Origin of the sequence: Streptomyces aurantiacus (genome assembly GCF_027107535.1) — a bacterium.
In the GTDB taxonomy this organism is placed as follows: domain Bacteria; phylum Actinomycetota; class Actinomycetes; order Streptomycetales; family Streptomycetaceae; genus Streptomyces.
In genome coordinates this window covers 5,603,509-5,620,650 of sequence record NZ_CP114283.1, presented here as the reverse complement: position 1 = coordinate 5,620,650, position 17,142 = coordinate 5,603,509, and the positions used below count along the sequence as shown (strand labels likewise).

General features: G+C 70.8%; 14 protein-coding genes. 9 read left to right on the top strand and 5 right to left on the bottom strand.

Annotation, left to right across the window (positions count from 1 at the left end; all coding sequences use genetic code 11):
• The first annotated feature begins 105 nt into the window (after window positions 1-105).
• Together O1Q96_RS27140 and O1Q96_RS27135 are read left to right on the top strand one after the other, a co-directional pair.
• Window positions 106-1,506, top strand: coding sequence for a S41 family peptidase (locus O1Q96_RS27140; RefSeq protein WP_269250636.1), 1,401 nt, complete (start codon window positions 106-108; stop codon window positions 1,504-1,506).
• 199 nt (window positions 1,507-1,705) lie between these two features.
• Window positions 1,706-2,332 (top strand): hypothetical protein, encoded by a 627-nt coding sequence (locus O1Q96_RS27135; RefSeq protein WP_269250635.1) that lies wholly within the window; start codon window positions 1,706-1,708, stop codon window positions 2,330-2,332.
• Between the two features lie 142 nt (window positions 2,333-2,474).
• On the opposite strand, the gene O1Q96_RS27130 is transcribed toward O1Q96_RS27135, so the two are convergent.
• Together O1Q96_RS27130 and O1Q96_RS27125 are read right to left on the bottom strand one after the other, a co-directional pair.
• Window positions 2,475-3,266, bottom strand: a complete 792-nt coding sequence (locus O1Q96_RS27130; protein ID WP_269250634.1) for a DeoR/GlpR family DNA-binding transcription regulator — start codon at window positions 3,264-3,266, stop codon at window positions 2,475-2,477.
• 246 nt (window positions 3,267-3,512) lie between these two features.
• On the bottom strand, window positions 3,513-5,969 hold the full coding sequence (locus O1Q96_RS27125) for an ATP-binding protein (RefSeq protein ID WP_269250633.1): 2,457 nt from the start codon (window positions 5,967-5,969) through the stop codon (window positions 3,513-3,515).
• A 175-nt stretch (window positions 5,970-6,144) separates the two neighbouring features.
• Here O1Q96_RS27125 and O1Q96_RS27120 point away from each other — a divergent pair, with 175 nt between their 5' ends.
• The 7 genes from O1Q96_RS27120 (at window position 6,145) to O1Q96_RS27090 (ending at window position 14,149) form a co-directional block, all read left to right on the top strand.
• A complete protein-coding gene (locus O1Q96_RS27120) occupies window positions 6,145-6,600 on the top strand; it encodes a carboxymuconolactone decarboxylase family protein (RefSeq protein WP_217453646.1) in 456 nt (151 codons plus the stop codon).
• A gap of 96 nt (window positions 6,601-6,696) precedes the next feature.
• Window positions 6,697-7,176, top strand: coding sequence for an iron chaperone (locus tag O1Q96_RS27115; protein ID WP_269250632.1), 480 nt, complete (start codon window positions 6,697-6,699; stop codon window positions 7,174-7,176).
• Window positions 7,177-7,429: 253 nt separating this feature from the next.
• On the top strand, window positions 7,430-9,853 hold the full coding sequence (locus O1Q96_RS27110; protein WP_269250631.1) for an ATP-binding protein: 2,424 nt from the start codon (window positions 7,430-7,432) through the stop codon (window positions 9,851-9,853).
• A gap of 449 nt (window positions 9,854-10,302) precedes the next feature.
• Complete coding sequence (locus O1Q96_RS27105; protein WP_269250630.1) at window positions 10,303-11,283, top strand: alpha/beta hydrolase; 981 nt, start codon at window positions 10,303-10,305, stop codon at window positions 11,281-11,283.
• 19 nt (window positions 11,284-11,302) lie between these two features.
• Window positions 11,303-12,022, top strand: coding sequence for an alpha/beta fold hydrolase (locus O1Q96_RS27100; protein ID WP_269250629.1), 720 nt, complete (start codon window positions 11,303-11,305; stop codon window positions 12,020-12,022).
• A 300-nt stretch (window positions 12,023-12,322) separates the two neighbouring features.
• Window positions 12,323-13,072 carry an SDR family NAD(P)-dependent oxidoreductase gene (locus tag O1Q96_RS27095; protein WP_269250628.1) on the top strand — a complete coding sequence of 250 codons (750 nt, stop codon included), beginning with the start codon at window positions 12,323-12,325 and terminating at the stop codon, window positions 13,070-13,072.
• Between the two features lie 99 nt (window positions 13,073-13,171).
• On the top strand, window positions 13,172-14,149 hold the full coding sequence (locus tag O1Q96_RS27090; RefSeq protein ID WP_269250627.1) for a phosphotransferase enzyme family protein: 978 nt from the start codon (window positions 13,172-13,174) through the stop codon (window positions 14,147-14,149).
• A 38-nt stretch (window positions 14,150-14,187) separates the two neighbouring features.
• On the opposite strand, the gene O1Q96_RS27085 is transcribed toward O1Q96_RS27090, so the two are convergent.
• Genes O1Q96_RS27085 through O1Q96_RS27075 form a run of 3 tightly spaced genes read right to left on the bottom strand, consistent with a single transcriptional unit; the run spans window position 14,188 to window position 17,043 of the window.
• Window positions 14,188-15,480, bottom strand: coding sequence for an MFS transporter (locus O1Q96_RS27085; protein WP_331276068.1), 1,293 nt, complete (start codon window positions 15,478-15,480; stop codon window positions 14,188-14,190).
• Between the two features lie 46 nt (window positions 15,481-15,526).
• Window positions 15,527-16,081, bottom strand: a complete 555-nt coding sequence (locus O1Q96_RS27080) for a TetR/AcrR family transcriptional regulator (protein WP_269250625.1) — start codon at window positions 16,079-16,081, stop codon at window positions 15,527-15,529.
• Window positions 16,078-17,043: an LLM class flavin-dependent oxidoreductase gene (locus tag O1Q96_RS27075; RefSeq protein WP_269250624.1), complete on the bottom strand. Its 966-nt coding sequence runs from the start codon at window positions 17,041-17,043 to the stop codon at window positions 16,078-16,080. Before O1Q96_RS27075 ends, O1Q96_RS27080 begins: the two co-directional genes overlap by 4 nt.
• Between the last annotated feature and the right edge of the window lie 99 nt (window positions 17,044-17,142).

Here is a 17,142-nt window from a genome sequence, read left to right as displayed (position 1 = left end):
CCTGGAACGGCAGGGCGGCGGGACGGGGGCAGGACCGTATGAGTGACCCGCGCTTCCGCCACAGCCGCGCAGGGACGACACATACCAGCAGGGGGCCGAACGACCATGCACTCACGCATCATCCTGCCCGCCGCCCTCACGGCGTCCGCCGTGCTCACCCTGACCGGGCTTGCCGCGCCCGCGAGCGGTACCTCCGCAGGGAGGACCGACGCGTCGGCGGAAGGGCTGTGGCAGATGGACGGATACGGCACCGCGGTCGCCGTTAGTGGGCGCCGCATGACGACGTACGACACCACGGCGGTCAGCTGTCTGCCGGGCAGCCTGAAGGGAGAACAGCAAGGGCGCACCGGTCCGGACGGCAGCCGCCGCTTCCTTGTCCACGGGGGAGCGGTCCGCGTCACGGTCACTCCGCGGACGAGCGGCAGTGCACGTCTGCACATCGCCTCCAGCACCGGAACCCGCACCCTGCACCGCATCGCCGCGCTCCCCACCGCGTGTGCGAAGGAGCCGACCGCCGATCCGCGGGCGGTCTTCGAGGTCTTCTGGCAGACCTACGCCGAGAACTACCCCTTCTTCGCAGCCAAGCACATCGACTGGGAAAAGGTCCGCGACCGCTTCCGGCCGCGGCTCGGCAAGGACTCCGGCGACGACGAACTCTTCGCCGTCCTGCGGGAGATGATCGAGCCCCTCCATGACGCGCACACCGGCCTGTCCGACGGAAAGGACCGGGAGTACGGCGGACTGCGTCCCGACACCCCACCGCACGGCCCCGAGGACCTGGCCCGGATCGACACGGCGGTCGGCAGGGCCGTCGGCGTGCCGCTGCGGCAGTACGCGAACGGGGCGCTGTCGTTCGCCCGGCTCCCGGAGGGCACCGGATACCTGCGCATCACCCGCTTCGTGGGCTACACGGCCGAGGCGTCGTATGCGAAGTGGGAGGCGGAACTGGAGGCCGCACTCGCCAGGATCCCGTGGAGGAGTCTGACCGGTCTCGTCCTGGACGTACGGGTGAACGGCGGCGGGGCCGACCCGCTGGGCCTGCGCATCGCCTCACGGCTGACGGACCGTCCGTACACCGCGTACTCCAAGTACGCCCGCAACGACCCCACGGACCCCACCCGGTTCACCCGGGGACAGCCGATCACCGTACGCCCGCACCACGGGCCGCGCTTCGACGGACCGGTCGCCGTCCTCACCGGCCCGATGTCGGTCAGCGCCGCCGAGACCTTCACCCAGGCGCTGATGGCACGCACCCCGGCACCGGTGCGGATCGGACAGAACACCCAGGGTGTCTTCTCCGACACCATGGAACGGGCGCTGCCGAACGGCTGGACCTTCACCCTGCCCAACGAGGAGTTCCGGAGGGCCGAGGGCACCACCTTCGACGGCCCGGGTATCCCTCCGCACCACCGCACCCCGGTCTTCACCGAGGAGGAACTCGCACAGGGCCACGACAGCGCGCTGAAGAAGGCACGCGAACTGCTGAGGCGCGGCCGCACCGGCTGACCGCAGGGCAAGCCTGTCGAAAAGCCACAACTACCGCCACTCGTACGGTAATTGATGCATTCACACGCACGTTCGTTTCACAAGGAACCGTTCCGTGGCCCCTCCCGTCTCCAAGGTCGAAGCGGCACTTCGACGCGGGACGCCTCGAAGTGTCATCACGCGCATGGATGTCTATGGAAGGACTCCGGGAACGGTGTTAGTGAGTCACAGCAGGAAGAGCATCGGCCGGGTCGCAGGGGGCGCGCTGGCAGTGGCGCTCTTCGGCCTCACGGGATGCTCCAGCAGTACGGACTCGGGCGCGGACAAGGAGTCGGCGAGCAACTCGCCCGCTGCCGACGCGGACAAGCCGGCGGACGAGAAGGAGAAGGACGCGTCGTCGAATGGCACGGCCGCCGACCAGTCCACGGCCGAAGGAGCGGTCGCCGGTTGGGTCACCGCGGTGATCAAGGGTGAGCCGAAGGAGGCCTGCCTTCTGATGGGGGAGGCGGCCACCGACTCGTCGCCCGCGCGACACGGCGACGAGGCGACGTGCGGCGGCGACACACCCGAGGCCAAGCGGATCGAGAAGAGCATCGGGCAGTTCCGCACGTCGTTCACGCCCGAGCCGCCCACGGACGACCCGAAGGTCGAAGTCACCCAGCCCGCGGCCAAGGGTGACGAGGTGGCGGTCCCCGCCGACAAGATCACCGTCGACGGACAGACCCTCGAAAAGATCATCTTGTCCCACTCCACCGGCGTGAAGTCGGAGCAGCTGGACGTCAAGGTGCACTCCACCAGGATGGACGACGTCTGGTACGTGACCAATCTCGACTTCGACATCGGGTAGGGAGTCGCACCGCCGACGCGGCGCCTGACCGACCGAAGGCGTGTCGTTGCTGTTCGTGGTCCGGTACGGGGCTCGTACCCCTGTGCCGGCCGCGAGCCGCACCGACGTCGTGGCCGAGCTCGGGGCATGTCCGCCGAGACGTTCAGGCGCGGACGATCTCCACTCCGGCGGCGGCGAACGGCTCGACCACTGCGTCGGGAGCATCCTTGTCGGTCACCAGCACATGGACGTCCTCCAGCGGGCAGATCCGCGCGAACGTCCGCCTGCCCAGCTTGGAGGAGTCGGCGACCACGACAACCTGCTGAGCACGCCGCGCCAGCGCCCGGTTGATGCTGGCCTCACCCTCATGATGGGCACTCGCGCCGTGCGCGACGTCGATCGCGTCGACTCCGATGAAGACATGATCCAGCGTGATCTCGGCGATCACTTCGGTGGCCAGCGGTCCGATCAGCTCGTACGAGGCCGGTCGCGCCACTCCGCCCGTGACGACGAGCTTCACATGGCGGCGGACGACCAGTTCGTTGGCGATGTTCAGGGCGTTGGTGACGACCGTCAGTGACGGCTCGCCGCCGCCCTCGGAGCCGAGGTCGCTGCGCGTCGCGAGCGCCCGCGCGACCTCGGTGGTCGTCGTGCCGCCGTTGAGGCCCACCACCGCGCCGGCCTTGACCAGACCGGCCGCCGCGTGCGCGATCCGCTCCTTCTCGGGGGCGTGGCGGGCCGCCTTGTACCGCAGTGGGAGGTCGTACGCGATCGCGTTGATCACCGCGCCGCCATGGGTGCGGGTGACCATCTGCTGCCGAGCCAGCTCGTCGAGGTCCCGCCGGATCGTGGCGGCGGACACCGAGAGTTCGGCCGCGGCGGCCTCGACTTCGATACGTCCGTCGCGGGTCAGCAGGTCCAGCAGAGCGCTCCACCTGACCTGCGGTGCCGCCATCTCAGTCGCTCCCTGTGCGTGGTGCGGGCGCCCATGAATGCACGGACGGAGACGCGTGCATCGACGCACGCCGCCTGTTTAAGTACTTTATCGTCTCGAAAACAACAACTTCCCGCAGGAGCTTCCACGATTTCCGTCACGCGTGAGAGGCGACCTCACGGCGCTTCGTAGGCCTGTGGACCAGCGCGCCGTCCGCGCTGTCCGCGCCGTCGGCACGCGGGCCCGCACGCACGGGCCGTGGGCCGGTCAGTCGGCTGCGGCGGTGAGTTCCCGCAAGACCGCCTGCCCGGCCGCCCGGTGTTCGGCGGCCTGCGACGGGTTCGTTTCGTCGAGCACGGTGGCGATCCCCTCATGAGCCAGCGCCTCCGCGTGCCGGTTTCCCAGCCTCGGGGCCAGCTCCAGTGCCTGCCGGTGCAGTCGAAGGGCCTCTTGGGGGAGGCCCGCCAGCCGGCAGGTCTCGCCGTAACCGTCGAGGAAATGGATCTTCCAGTGTTCCTCGAACACCTCGTCGAGGAGGGCGAACGCCTCCTGGTGGCTGGCCAGTGCCTCCTCGTACCGGCCCATCTGCCGCAGCGCGACGCCCCGGCAGTTGAGGCACCACGCCTGGTTGTTGAGGTGTCCGTCCTCCCGGGCCAGCTCCAGAGCCTCGTGCAGGTGCTCCGCCGCCTCGTCGGGTCGCTCGTGGGCGATGGCCACGCCGAGCGTGATCCGGGCCGTCAGCGCGGGTGGCCACGCGGGGTCGGTGTGCGGGATGCCCAGTACCTCCCTCGCCAGCTGTGCCGCCTCCTCCCGATGTCCCAGCTGCAGGATCGCCCAGGCCTCCGAGGCGGCGGCGTGGGCCGCGCCCGCCGGACAACCGGCTTGTTCGTACAATTTCCCGGCCAGGCGGAAGAGTTCGAGCGGTTCCTCGACGTGTCCCGCGTCCCATCTCAGGTAGCCGCGGCGCAGGGTCAGCTCGGCTTCGGCTCGTATGTCGCCCGCTTGGGACACCCGGAGTCCCGCCGCCTCGTACGCGGCTTCGGCCTCCGGCATACGGCCCGCGTTGTACCGGGCGAAGCCCAGATCGCTGTACGCCTCGGCCAGTTGCAGCGGATCGTCCAACCGCTCGGCGGCCGACAGTGAGCGCTCGAAGAGGTAGTTGAGATGCGTCGTGCCGCAGCGACGCGCGAAGTACGAGCGCAGAAAGCGGGGCAGCTCGCACACGTGCAGGTCGGCCCCGACGGCGGCCGCCGTCTCGAAGACGGCCATCAGGTTCCCGTACTCGGTGACGAGCCAGGCGAAAGCGGCGTTCTTGTCCGCGAACCGCGGCAGTTCGGCCGGAGGCAGGCCGACGGAGGTCGGCCTGCCCGGTGCCAGGAACGGCATCGCGGCGTCGGCGGCGGCCGCCGCGTGCACGTAGTAGTCCAGCACCCGGCCCAGTGCCCGCTCCCGCTCGGCCGCCGGGTCCTGCTCGGCCGAGGCCCGGCGCGCGTGCTGGTGCACGAGGTCGTGCAGCCGGTAACGGCCGGCCGCCGGCTGCTCGACGAGGTGAGCGTCGAGGAGGTCTTCCAGCAGGGCCTGGGCGCTGCGCAGCGGCACGTCGGCCAGCGCCGCCACCACGTACTCGTCGAAGGACTCCCCGGGCAGCAGGCCCAGCATCCGGAACAGCCGTGCCCCGGCCCGGTCGAGCTGCCGGACCGACATCGCGAACGCGGTGTCGAACTCGCTCGCACCCTCGGCCATCCGCTCGACGAGGACGCCCACGGTCCAGCCGGGCCGGTGCCGCAGCCGGGCCGCGGCCAGCCGCAGCGCCAGTGGCAGATGGCCGCACAGCCGCAGAACCTCGGAGGCGGCCTGCGGATCACGGGCCAGCCTGCTGTCGGGGCCGCCGAGGTCTCCGCTGGCACGGGCCAGCAGCTGGGCGCTCTCGTCCGGGCTCAGTACGTCGAGTGAGACGGGAGGCACCTCGTCCAGACCGAGGAGCCGGTTGCGGCTGGTGATCAGAACGACGGAAGGGCCTGCGCCGGGCAGCAGCGGGCGAACCTGGTCGGCGTCGGCGGCGTTGTCGATGACCACGACGACTCTGCGGCGGGCCAGTTCCGACCGCCAGCAGGCGGCCAGCTGCTCCAGACTTTCCTGCGGGACCTTCTCGGACGGTACGTCGAGCGCGGAGAGCAGCATCCGCAGCGCCGAATCGGGGTCGAGAGGGGGCCGGCCTTCGGTGAACCCGTGCAGGTCCACATACAGCTGGGCGTCCGGGAAGTCGGCGGCGAGCCGGTGCGCGGCGTGGACCGCCAGACAGGTCTTGCCGACGCCGGCCATGCCGTCGACGGAGACCGCCCGATGGCTCTCGACAGCGGCGAACACGGCGGCGAGCCGTTCCTCGCGTCCGGTGAAGTCGGGTGCGTCGCGAGGCAGGTCGTTGCGGGGCGTGGGCCGGCCCTGACGGCTGCTCTTCGGAGGCGCCGGCAGGGGGTTCGAGATCCGCTCCCACAGCGGGCGCAGCGGGCGGGGATCGCGCTTGACGAGGCGGCAGAGGGCGACGACCGCGGGCCAGGGCGGCACGGTCTGCCCGTTGAGATAGCGCGAAAGGGAGGAGGAGCTGAGTCCGGTGTCCCGGGCGAGAGCCCGTACACCGAGCCCGGACAGTTCCTGGAGCAGGCGCAGCCGGGTGGCCAGCGCCTCCTGCGGATCGTCCCTCTCCATGCGTTCCTGTACGTCCACCGTGTCCCCCACCTCTTCGTCCCGCCCCGGCAGAAGTCTCCCGGGCCAAGTCGCCGCTGGTCAAGGGCGTTTCAGCTGTCCCACGGTGTCCCATCGTCATGGTCGTGGCCGGCCGGCCGGGCTGTTATGGAGTCACGCCCCGACGGAACGGGGCACCGACGAAGGAGCAGAACCAATGCAGTCCCGCATGCAGAACCCCGCTGTCGTACTGTCCGACGCGATGCAGCCCATCCAGCAGCTCCTCAAGGCCGTCCACTCCGGTGGGGTGGACGCGCGGACGCTGGAACTGGTGCACCTGCGGGTCAGCCAGATCAACGGCTGCAGTGCCTGCGTCGACGGCGGCGCCAAGACGGCCCGCAAGGCCGGCGTCAGCGATGAGCAGCTGGCCACGGTGGTCGCGTGGCGGGAGACCCCGTACTTCACCGCGGAAGAGCGGGCGGCCCTCGAGCTGGCCGAGGCGGCGACGCGGCTGGCCGACCGCCCCGACCCGGTGAGCGACGAGGTCTGGGACACGGCCGCCACCTACTTCGACGAGAAGCAACTGGCCGCGATCATCCTGATGGTCGGCGTCACCAACCTGTTCAACCGTCTCAACGCCACCACCCGCCAGATCGCCGGCGCCTGGGGCTGACCACGCCCGCGCCGGTGGAGTCGTCGACTTCATCGCCGCCCGGCTGCCGGGCATGTCGAGCCACCCGTCGACCCACACACCAGAAGGAACAGGACGATGACGAACGCACAGAAGCAGGCGAAGACCACCACCACGAAGAGCAGGACGTCCGAGGGGTTCACGGACGAGGAGCGATCCGCGATGAAGGAGCGCGCTCAGGAGCTGAGGACGTCCGCACGCCGCGCGTCGCGCGCCGACAAGGCCGCGCAGGAGGAGAGCGCCGTCCTCGCGAAGATCGCCGAGATGCAGGAACCGGACCGGACCATGGCGGAGCGCGTCCACGCCGTCGTCAAGGCCGGCGCACCACACCTCGCACCGAAGCTCTGGTACGGGATGCCCGCGTACACCAAGGACGGCAAGGTCGTCTGCTTCTTCCAGTGCGCGCAGAAGTTCAACGCGCGGTACGCGACGCTCGGCTTCAGCGACACCGCGAACCTCGACGACGACGCCATGTGGCCGACCTCCTACGCCCTGACGAAGCTGACCGCGGCCGACGAGGCAAGGATCGGCGCACTCGTGCAGCAGGCAGCGAGCTGAGACCCGAGGCCAGTGACGTGCAGCGCGGCGGACCCGGTGACGCGGCCGGGTCGGCCGCACGGCTGTGGGACGAGACGTGCGACCCGGAAGGAAGGGGCGGTCGGGTGGACGTCTTCGAGTGCGAGGCCGGGGCGGTGAGCCGCCGACGCCGTGTCGCTGTCCGCCGCGGAGGCGGTCCTCGGGGCTCGCCTAGAATTCTGGTGATCATGCTCGGGGGTTGGGACGGGGGCGTGGTGATCAGAAGGGGTCGGAGTTGAACGGCGAGCAGGCGGCCTTCGGGGCGTTGCTGCGGGACATGCGGATGTCCGCGTCACTGACCATCGAGGGCCTGGCGGAGGCGTCGGGCGTGAGCGTGCGGGGCATCGGGGACCTGGAGCGGGGGCGGCGGGCGGCTCCGCAGCGGCGGACCGTCGCCGCGCTCGCGGACGGTCTGGGGCTGGGTGACGCGCAGCGCGAGCGACTGCTGACGGCCGCCCGCGCCGGACGCAGTCCGGCATACAGCCCCGTGGGGGTACGGGCCCTGCCGCGTGGCATCGACGACTTCGTGGGCCGGGAGCGGGAGTTGGAGCGCCTGGCGGAGTTCGCCCGGCGCACGGCCGCTCGGCACGGAGGCACAGGCGAAAGCGGTAGCGGAATCGGCGAGGGGAGTCCTGGGGTTCCGCCCGAGGGCAGCTCCGGGGCTCCCCTCGGCGACGACTGCGGGACGGTGCGGCAGGGCCCGGTTGTTCGCCCCGCCTCGGAAGGGCCGGCCGGTCAGGGGCGCGGAGTCGCCCAGCCGGTGGTCGTGGCGGTGTCCGGAGCGCCGGGTACGGGCAAGACCACACTTGCTCTGCACGCCGTGCGGGAGTTCGCCGACCTGTTCCCGGACGGGCAACTGGTGGTGGACCTGCGGGGCATGGACGACGTCCCGCCGCAGCCGGCCGAACTGATGCTCGGCGTGCTCCGGGCACTCCAGGTCGCCGACCGGGACCTCGCCAGGACCGGTCCTGGGGGGCACCCCGGGTTGTATCGCCAACTGCTGGCCGACCGGCGATACTTGCTGGTGCTGGACAACGCCCGCGACGAGGCCCAGGTGCGTCCCCTGCTGCCGGGCAGCGGCGCATGCATGGTGGTGGTGACCAGTCGCCGCATGCTCACTGGTTTGGAGAGCGTGCACCGCCTTCCGCTGGGGGAACTCGGCGTGGGGGAGTCCGCCGCGTTCCTGACCGCGCTCGTCGGAACGGAACGCGCCGTCGCCGACCCGGCCGCTCTCTCCGACGTGGCCCGGCGCTGTGGTCATCTGCCGTTGGCTCTGCGGGTGGCGGGCAACTGGCTGGCCACCCGTACCGGTTGGACCGTCAGCCGACTGGCCGATCGTCTCGCGCTGGAGGAGCGTCGGCTGGACGCCCTGGCTGCCGGTGACGTACGGGTGGCGGCCGCTTTCGACCTGTCGTACCGCCAGCTCACCCCGGTGGCCGCCCGGCTCTTCCGCCGCCTCGCTCTGGTGCCGGGCCCCGACACCGGCGTCGCGTGCGCGGCGCAGTTGACGGGGCAGCAGGTGTTCGACGCGGAGGACACGCTGGAAGAGCTGGTCGAGGCCGGGCTGCTCGGCGCCGACCAGGACCGCTACCGGCTCCACGACCTGCTCCGGCTGTACGCCCGGACCCGTCTGGAGGCCGAAGAGAGCGTCCAGGACACGGCCCTGGCCCGTGCGGCACTGCATCGCTGGCTGCTGGACACGGCGATCATCGCCGGCCGCTGGTTCGAGCCCGACCACGGTGCCCCGCCCGAAGGCTGGCAGGGCGTGGTGGACCTGTCCACCGCCGACCGGGCCCGTGAGTGGCTGCAGGCCGAGGGCGCCAACTGGCTGGGCGCCCTGCGCGCGGCCGCGGCGGCCGGTGATCATGCCACGGTGGTGGAGGTGGCCGAGGCCCTGCACTGGTTCTCCGACCAGTGGATCTTCTGGGGGCACTGGCCCGAGGTGTTCGACACGGCGGTCCGCTCCGCCCAGGCCCTGGGAGGCGCCGTCGTCGAGGCGACCCAGCTCAACTACCACGCCTGGGCCCTGTTGCTGTGCGAAGGCAGGCCCGGGGACAGTCTGGTCCGTTCCGCCCAGGCACTTCAGGTGGCCGAGCGGGCCGGCGACCTGACCCAGCGGGCATGGGCCCACAGCTACACGTCGTGGGCCCACACACTGCTCGGCGACTACCCGCAGGCTCTCGATGCCTCCCGCGAGGTCGCCCGGTTGTTCGAGGCGGTCGGTGACCTCCACGGCACGCTCCAGGGCAAGGCCGGTTACGGCATCATCCTGCTGCGTGCGGGCCGGACCGAGGAAGCCCTCGCCTCCGACCTGGACACGCTCGCCTTCCTGGACGAGACAGGCGACCGCATGGAGCCGCACATCGCCGCCATGGGCCGGCTCAACCTGCATGCGGGCATCGGCCTCGCGTACAGCGTCATGGAGCGGTGGGAGGAGTCCGTCGCTCATCTGCAGACCGCCATCGACCTCAGCATCGCCGCCCGCAACACGGCCATGCTGTCTCGTTGCCTGATCCGCCTGGGCGAGTCCCTGCTGTCCGCCGGACGCCCGGAGGAGGCACGGCAGGCCTTTGTCCACTGTGTCTCTCTCGGCCTCGACGCCGACCCGCAACGCGTCGCCGAGGCACGCGAGCGGCTCGCTGCCCTGAACGCTGGTTGAGAGGCGACGGGGTTTCTCTGCTCCGCACGCTAGTGCCTCCTCGGGGTGCCTCTCGATTCCCTGAGCGCATCGAACTGTTCCCAGCGTGCACAACGGCGGACCGTGGCCGACCCGGCAGACTTTCTGCCTGCTTTGTGCCTGGAGGCCCTGACCTGCCTCTGATTGGCTTCTCTCAGCGGGAACCCGGGCCGCGACGATGCTGCCCGGCCCGGCCGCGGGGTCCTTGGGCCCCCGGACCGGGCGTCCACGCGTGACGAGGCACCGGTGAGCACCTCCCGGCGGCGCAAGCCGCCGGCCCCGGTCCGTGTGCGCCGCGGATCCGAAATCCCGTGACGAACGACAGCCCACAGCGCTTCGCGCACGGATTCGTGCCGCACGAGGCCCTGCGCCGGAGTCCGGCCCTTGGCGCCGGATGAGCCGGCGCACCGACGAAACACTGGAGATGCACCATGCCCCACTCCGACGAGCCGGTTCAGCCCGTCCAACCGGTCCTGGAGCCCGCGGCGGCCGCCTTTGCCGAGGCGACCGCCAATCCGCCGTACCTGTTCGACCTGACTCCGGCGGAGGGACGAAAGGCCGTCGACGAGGTGCAGTCGGGCGAGATCGACAAGCCCGCGGTCGACGAGGAGTGGATCACCGTTCCGGGCGGTCCGACGGGCAGCGTCCGAGCGCGCATCGTCAAGCCCGCCGGGGCGGCCGGCACGCTGCCGGTGATCCTCTACATCCACGGCGCGGGCTGGGTGTTCGGCAACGCCCACACCCACGACCGTCTGGTGCGCGAGCTGGCCGTCGGCGCGGAGGCGGCCGTGGTCTTCCCCGAGTACGACCTGTCGCCCGAGGCCCGCTACCCGGTTGCCGTCGAGCAGAACTACGCGGTCGCGCAGTGGATCGTCCAGCAGGGCGCGGCCAAGGGCCTGGACGGGACGCGGCTGGCCGTGGTCGGTGACTCCGTCGGCGGCAACATGAGTGCCGCGCTGACCCTGATGGCCAAGGAGCGCGGTGACGTACCGCTGGTGCAGCAGGTGCTGTTCTACCCGGTCACGGACGCGAGTTTCGACACCGGCTCCTACCACCAGTTCGCCACCGGCTACTTCCTGCGCCGGGACGGCATGCAGTGGTTCTGGGACCAGTACACGACCGATGAGGCCGATCGCGCGCAGATCACCGCCTCCCCGTTGCGCGCCACCACCGAGCAGCTCACCGGTCTGCCCCCGGCCCTGGTCGTCACCGGTGAGGCGGACGTGCTGCGCGACGAGGGCGAGGCGTACGCCGACAAACTGCGTGAGGCCGGCGTTCCGGTGACCGCCGTGCGCTTCCAGGGCATCATCCACGACTTCGTCATGCTCAACGCGCTGCGCGAGACCCATGCCGCCGAGGCTGCCATCACCCTGGCCGTCGGCACCCTGCGCACTGCCCTGCACACCGTCTGATCCAGGAGAGAACCCACACATGAGCACTTCCACTCCGACCGTCGTCCTGGTCCACGGCGCCTTCGCCGACGCGACCAGCTGGTCCGGCGTCATCACCGAGCTGCAGAGCCACGGCATACCGGTGATCGCCCCGCCCAACCCGCTGCGCGGGCTCGCCGCCGATGCCGCCCATGTCGCCTCCGTGGCCGCGCAGATCGACGGCCCCGTCGTGCTGGTCGGCCACTCCTACGGCGGCGCACTGATCACCGTGGCGGGTACCACCGACAACGTCGTCGGACTGGTCTACGTCGCGGCCTACGTCCTCGAGGAGGGCGAGAGCCTCGGTGAACTGCAGGGCCGATTCCCCGACTCGCCGCTGGTCAGCAACCTGAAGGAGTGGACGTACCCCGTAGGGGGCGGCGACTCGGCAACGGAGGTGACCATCACCGCGGACGCCTTCCCGTCGGTCTTCGCCGCGGACGTGCCGCACGAGGTCACGAAGGTCCTGGCGGTCGCCCAGCGCCCGCTCGCGGCAGGTGCCTTCACGGAGACGGCCTCCGCCGCCGCGTGGCAGACCAAGCCGTCCTGGGCGCTGGTGGCCGGCGCGGACCAGGCGATCAATCCCGAGGTCGAGCGGTTCGGCGCGAAGCGTGCCGGGGCGACCGTCGTCGAGCTGGAGGGCGCCTCGCACGCGGTCGCCGTCTCCCAGCCCAAGGCGGTCGCCGACCTGATCCGCGACGCGGTGCGCGCGGTGAGCTGACCGCCGAGGCGGACGAACGCGCGGGCGAACTCCCTTGCCCGGCCGCCGAGTCCGCACGGTCCCGAACGCCGACGGCCTGTCCGGGGCCGGGCCACCAGGAGGCGACTCCGCCTGGTGGCCCGGCCCCGTTCGGCGTTCGAGCTGTCGTGGATGCCGAAGTCCTCCGGCGTGCCGACCGACTCCTTCTGCCACCTGTCGCGTCTCCACGCCGTCGCGCACATCTCTTCCGTACTGATCGGTGCAGATGTGTTACGGTTCAATTCGGTACCGAGCGGTACTGAAATAGGCGGAGGTCGGTTCGTGGGACAGTTTGATGACAAGACCGCAGTCATTACCGGCGGCAGTGCCGGGATCGGCCTGGCAACCGCCGTCCGGTTCGCTGCCGAGGGCGCGCACGTGTTCATCACCGGCCGGCGCAAGACCGAGTTGGACGCGGCCGTGGAGATCATCGGCGCGGCGGGAGCCACCGCTGTGGTGGGGGACATCTCCGACCCGACCGACCTGGATCACCTGTACGACGCGGTCCGCGCACGGGGCCGGGGCCTGGACGTGGTCTTCGCGAACGCGGCGAGCGCGTCGTTCGCGACCCTGGAGCAGACCACCGAGCAGCACTTCCACCAGATCTTCGACGTCAACGTGCTCGGCACGCTGCTCACCGTGCAGAAGGCACTGCCCCTGCTCAACGACGGCGCATCGGTGATCCTCAACTCCTCGGTCCGCGCAGGGGACGGAGTCGTGGCCTTCGGCACGTACGCGGCTTCCAAGGCGGCGATCCGGTCCTACGCCCGGACCTGGGCCAACGAGCTCAAGGACCGCAACGTCCGGGTCAACGCGATCTCCCCAGGCACGATCGACACTCCTGGACTCGATGCGGTCGTCACTACCGGGAGCGCACCCGTCGCCAAGGACCAGTTCGCCGCAGGCATTCCGCTCGACCGGATAGGGCACCCGGACGAGGTCGCCAACGTGGTGGCCTTCCTCGCTTCGGAACAGAGCAGCTTCATCCTCGGAGCCAACCTGTACATCGACGGCGGCGAGACCCAGATCTAGCACCGGGACATCCAGGTCCGCACGCAATATTCGGCACCGTCGCAGCAAGCGCTGTCCTATAGTTCTGCGCCGGCCATCGGCATTCGGAAAGGCGCTCGCATGTACGACACCGTCGACCTCATCGCCGAGACCTATGCGCTCGGCGCGGGGCCTTGGACGATGGCACCCGTCACGCGTGGTGCGTTGGGCCGGATCTGGAAGCTGTCAGGGGACGGCTCCTCCTGGGCGGTGAAGGAACTGCTCTTCGGCTGCGACGAGGAGCAGGTTTCCCGGGAGGCCGCCCTGCGGCAGGCTGCGGAGGACCTGGGCATAGCGTCGCCGCGGCTCATTCCCACTCGCGACGGAGCACACGTATCGCAGCCGACCCCCTCTCGGGGAGGTTCCTTCGTCAAGCTGTACGACTGGATCGACGGCAGCCCCGCGGACGTGTCCGATCCGGACATCCTGGACTGGTTCGGCAAGACCATGGGGCTGCTCCACACGGCGGGGCGGGGTACGGGTGAGACGCCGGACTCCTGGTACGAGGAGTGCCCCGGGGACGATCAGTGGAAAGAGCTGCACGAGAAGGTCCGGCAGGCCGGGGTGCCGTGGTCGGACGCGCTGGGCCGGTTCATCGCCACTACCGCGGCAGAGCTGACGCGCTGGGTGACCTTGTCCGACCCCGCCGATCTGGTGACGTCACATCTCGACCTGCAGCCCCAGAACGTGTTGGTCGGGACGAACGGGCCGGTCCTCCTCGACTGGGACAACGCCGGACCCGTTTCGGCGGAACGCGAGCTGGCACGCGCCGTGTACGTATGGTCCGGCCGGAATCGAGCGAACCCTGATGCCGCCCGGCGACTGGTCCGCGCCTATCGAAGCGCCGGAGGCCGCGCCGCCGTCGAAGGTCCGCAGTCGTTCTCGATGCTTTTCGCGACAGACCTCAACTACGTCCGCGTACAGACCGAGTGCGCCATCGATCCGACCGTGACCGCCGCACAACGCGAGTTCGCGAGCGGCCAGGTCGTCGCCTGTCTGCGCAGCCTGCCGGATCTGGCGGTCATCTCCCGGTTGGCTGCGGCAGTGAAGGGGCTTTGAGGGATGGGGATTTGAGGGTCGCCTGTGATCCGGGCGAGTCAGCCCGACGACTTCGTGGGGCATACCTCATGCGCGGCTTCGGCCCGCACGGTCCGGGCAGGCTTGGCGACGGAGCGGGAGAAGAGCGCGGAGACCGCTACCGCCGTGAGCACGATCATGAGGGACGGCCTCAACCCGACGTGCTCACCGACGAGTCCGAGGAGCGGCGGCCCGACGAGGAACGCGGTGTAGCCCATGGTCGCGACGGCGCTGACGCGGCGAGCCGAGTCGGCCGGGTCGTCGCCGGCGGCGGAGAGCGCGACGGGAAACCCGAGGGACGCGCCGAGTCCCCACAGGACCACGCCGAAGGCGCCGAGAGCGATGTGGGGTGCCAGGGAGACCGTCCCGATCCCGACGACCGCGAGTCCGGCGCTGGCGAGCATGACGGGGGTACGGCCGTACCGGTCGAGGAGGAAGCCGCCGCTGAAGCGTCCGACGGCCATCGCCGCTCCGAAGAGGGCGTAGATCAGCGCGCCGACGGTGGCGGACAGGGCGAAGCCGTCGACGACGATCAGTGGCAGCCAGTCGTTCGCGGATCCCTCGGCGAGGGCCATGCCGAGGACGATGACCCCGATGCCCACCGTGCGGGGCTCGCGCCATATGGCGCGGGGCGAGGAGCCGGTGGGACCGGGCACGGCCGTAGTGTCCCCGGGGTGCGGGTCCGTGCGACCCGTCGCGGCCGGCAGGTTCGCCACGAGCCAGTACGAGGCTCCGGCGGACAGGACGGCGACGGTCGTGAGGTGTGTGACGACCGGGACGGACAGCAGGCCGGCGGCGAGACCTATCAGGCCGCCGACGCAGGTTCCGAGGCTGTAGGAGCCGTGCAGTCCAGGGACGACGGTTCGGCCCATCGCGGCCTCCACGGCGACCCCCTCGACGTTCAGGGCGATCTCTCCCGACCCCATCCCGCAGCCGAAGAACGCCAGGCCCGCCGCGACCAGCCAGCCTGTCCCTGCCAGCGTTCCGAGGGCCACGACGGCCACGCCCGTGACCACGGCGGCCATGCCCCACAGAATGACGAAGCGGGCGCCGTTTCGCGCGACGAGCTGCCCGCCGAGTGCGATGCCGATCATGGAGCCCACCGACAGGCCCGCGATGATGAAGCCCATCTCGGCGGTACTCGCTCCCGTGGCATCCCGGATCGCCGGTGTCCGGGAGACCCACGTGGAGATGCACAGCCCGGTGACGAGGAACGCGACGAGCAGAGCCGCCCGTCGGCGGGCCGGGCCAGGGTCCTTGGGCATACGTGGTCTCCCGCGAGTCGGTTGCGTACGGTGTGGGGTGCGCTCCAAGTGCCGTCCGCGCGACCGTGGGACCGGACCTCGCGCTGCGGACCGGTCAGCTCGGCAGGGGGCCGACCAGCCGGTGGACGGCCTGACGGACCCGGTCGAGGTCGAACGGCTCGGTCGAGATGTGGCTGTGCAGGACGAGGCCCTCCAGCAGCGCGTCGATCATGGGCGCCAGCTCCGCTGGAAAGTGCCGTTCGAGGGAGGTGCGCGAGCGGAGCATCCAGTGCTGGATGAGCTCGCGGTAGCGGGGATCGCGCACGGCGAGGGCGTACAGCTCGGCCACCAGGACCATGTCGCGCTCGTGACCGTCGCCCTGGGTGACGACGATGCGTACCACTCCCTCGCGGGGATCGGTCCCGGGCGGCAGCGTCGCGAGGATCTGGTCGAAGCGGGAGTGCATGGTGTCGGCGAGGTGGGCGAACGCGGCGAGGAGCATGTCGTCGCGGGTGGGGAAGTGATAGGTCATCGATCCCAGGGGAACGTCGGCGGCCTGGGCGATGGACCGGTACGTCGCGCCCGGGGTGCCGTGCTCGGCGATCACGTCGAGCACGGCCTCGACGATGCGCTCGCGTCGCCCGGGGTCCGTGCGGCGGGTACGGGTCACAACACCCTCGCGAGCGAGTCGAGCGATCCCAGCGGATCCGGCCCCGTGGGGATGAGGACCGCGCTCGTCGCCCCCGCGGCGGACAGTTCGTCGAGGCGGGTGCGGACCTGCGTCGGTGTGCCGGCGAGCGCGAGGCGGGCGACCCACTCGTCGGGCATCCGGCGTACGAACTCCTCGCGGCTCGCGCACTGCGAGCGCAGCGCCGCGAACTCCTCGCCGAAGGGGAGCGGCCGCAGGTGCGGTGCCCAGTCGGGCTCGCCGATCCACTCCAGTGCCGGACGCACCTGAGCGAGGGCGGCTGCCTCGTCGTCGTGCACGTGGGCGACGTTGTACGTGACGACGCGGTGCGGGCGGACGGCCGCGATCCGCGTGATGGCTTCGCGGACGTACTCGGGGGTGCAGGGCTCGGCGAGCACCGTGCCGTCGGCGACCCGTCCCGAGAGGGCCAGCGAGCGGGGGCCGCGGACACCGGCGAGGAGGGGCGGGGGCGTCGTCGGCACGGCCGAAGCATCCAACTGTGCTGCTGCCAGGCGTACATGGTCACCGGATGCCGAGGTGTCGACGGCATGCCCGCGCAGGAGTGCCGACACCGCTTCCAGCTGTTCCTCCAGCAGGCGCAACGGGCGAGGCGTTCGTGCGCCGACCGACTGCATCCAGTCCGGCATGCCGTGACCGATCCCGACGTCGACGCGCCCCGGGAAGAGCTGCGCGAGTGTCGCGATCTCCATGGCGGCGAAGGCCGCGTTGCGTACCGCCGAGGGCAACACCCCGATGCCCACGCGCAGTCGGGTCGTGGTGGCGAGGACGGCGGCTGCCTGCGCGATTCCGCCCCGGAAGCCGAGGTCCTCCACGACCCACAGCTCGTCGAAACCGAGCGCGTCGGCGCGACGTGCGAACGCCAGCACCTCCTCGGGGCCGATGTCACGGGGCAGCATCACGCCGACAGCCAGGGGGAGGATCATGAACAGAGGCTATCAGAACGTTCGTATATCAAATTGTGGCCGCCGCTGGCCGCTGAGGTCCTCTCTCTGGCCGCACGGGTCAGTTCCCGCGGATCACCG

Coding starts and splice junctions, on each gene's coding strand:
- O1Q96_RS27140 (WP_269250636.1), top strand. CDS start 106: ATGCACTCACGCATCATCCTGCCCGCCGCCCTCACGGCGTCCGCCGTG.
- O1Q96_RS27130 (WP_269250634.1), bottom strand. CDS start 3,266: ATGGCGGCACCGCAGGTCAGGTGGAGCGCTCTGCTGGACCTGCTGACC.
- O1Q96_RS27120 (WP_217453646.1), top strand. CDS start 6,145: ATGCAGTCCCGCATGCAGAACCCCGCTGTCGTACTGTCCGACGCGATG.
- O1Q96_RS27115 (WP_269250632.1), top strand. CDS start 6,697: ATGACGAACGCACAGAAGCAGGCGAAGACCACCACCACGAAGAGCAGG.
- O1Q96_RS27105 (WP_269250630.1), top strand. CDS start 10,303: ATGCCCCACTCCGACGAGCCGGTTCAGCCCGTCCAACCGGTCCTGGAG.
- O1Q96_RS27100 (WP_269250629.1), top strand. CDS start 11,303: ATGAGCACTTCCACTCCGACCGTCGTCCTGGTCCACGGCGCCTTCGCC.
- O1Q96_RS27090 (WP_269250627.1), top strand. CDS start 13,172: ATGTACGACACCGTCGACCTCATCGCCGAGACCTATGCGCTCGGCGCG.
- O1Q96_RS27075 (WP_269250624.1), bottom strand. CDS start 17,043: ATGATCCTCCCCCTGGCTGTCGGCGTGATGCTGCCCCGTGACATCGGC.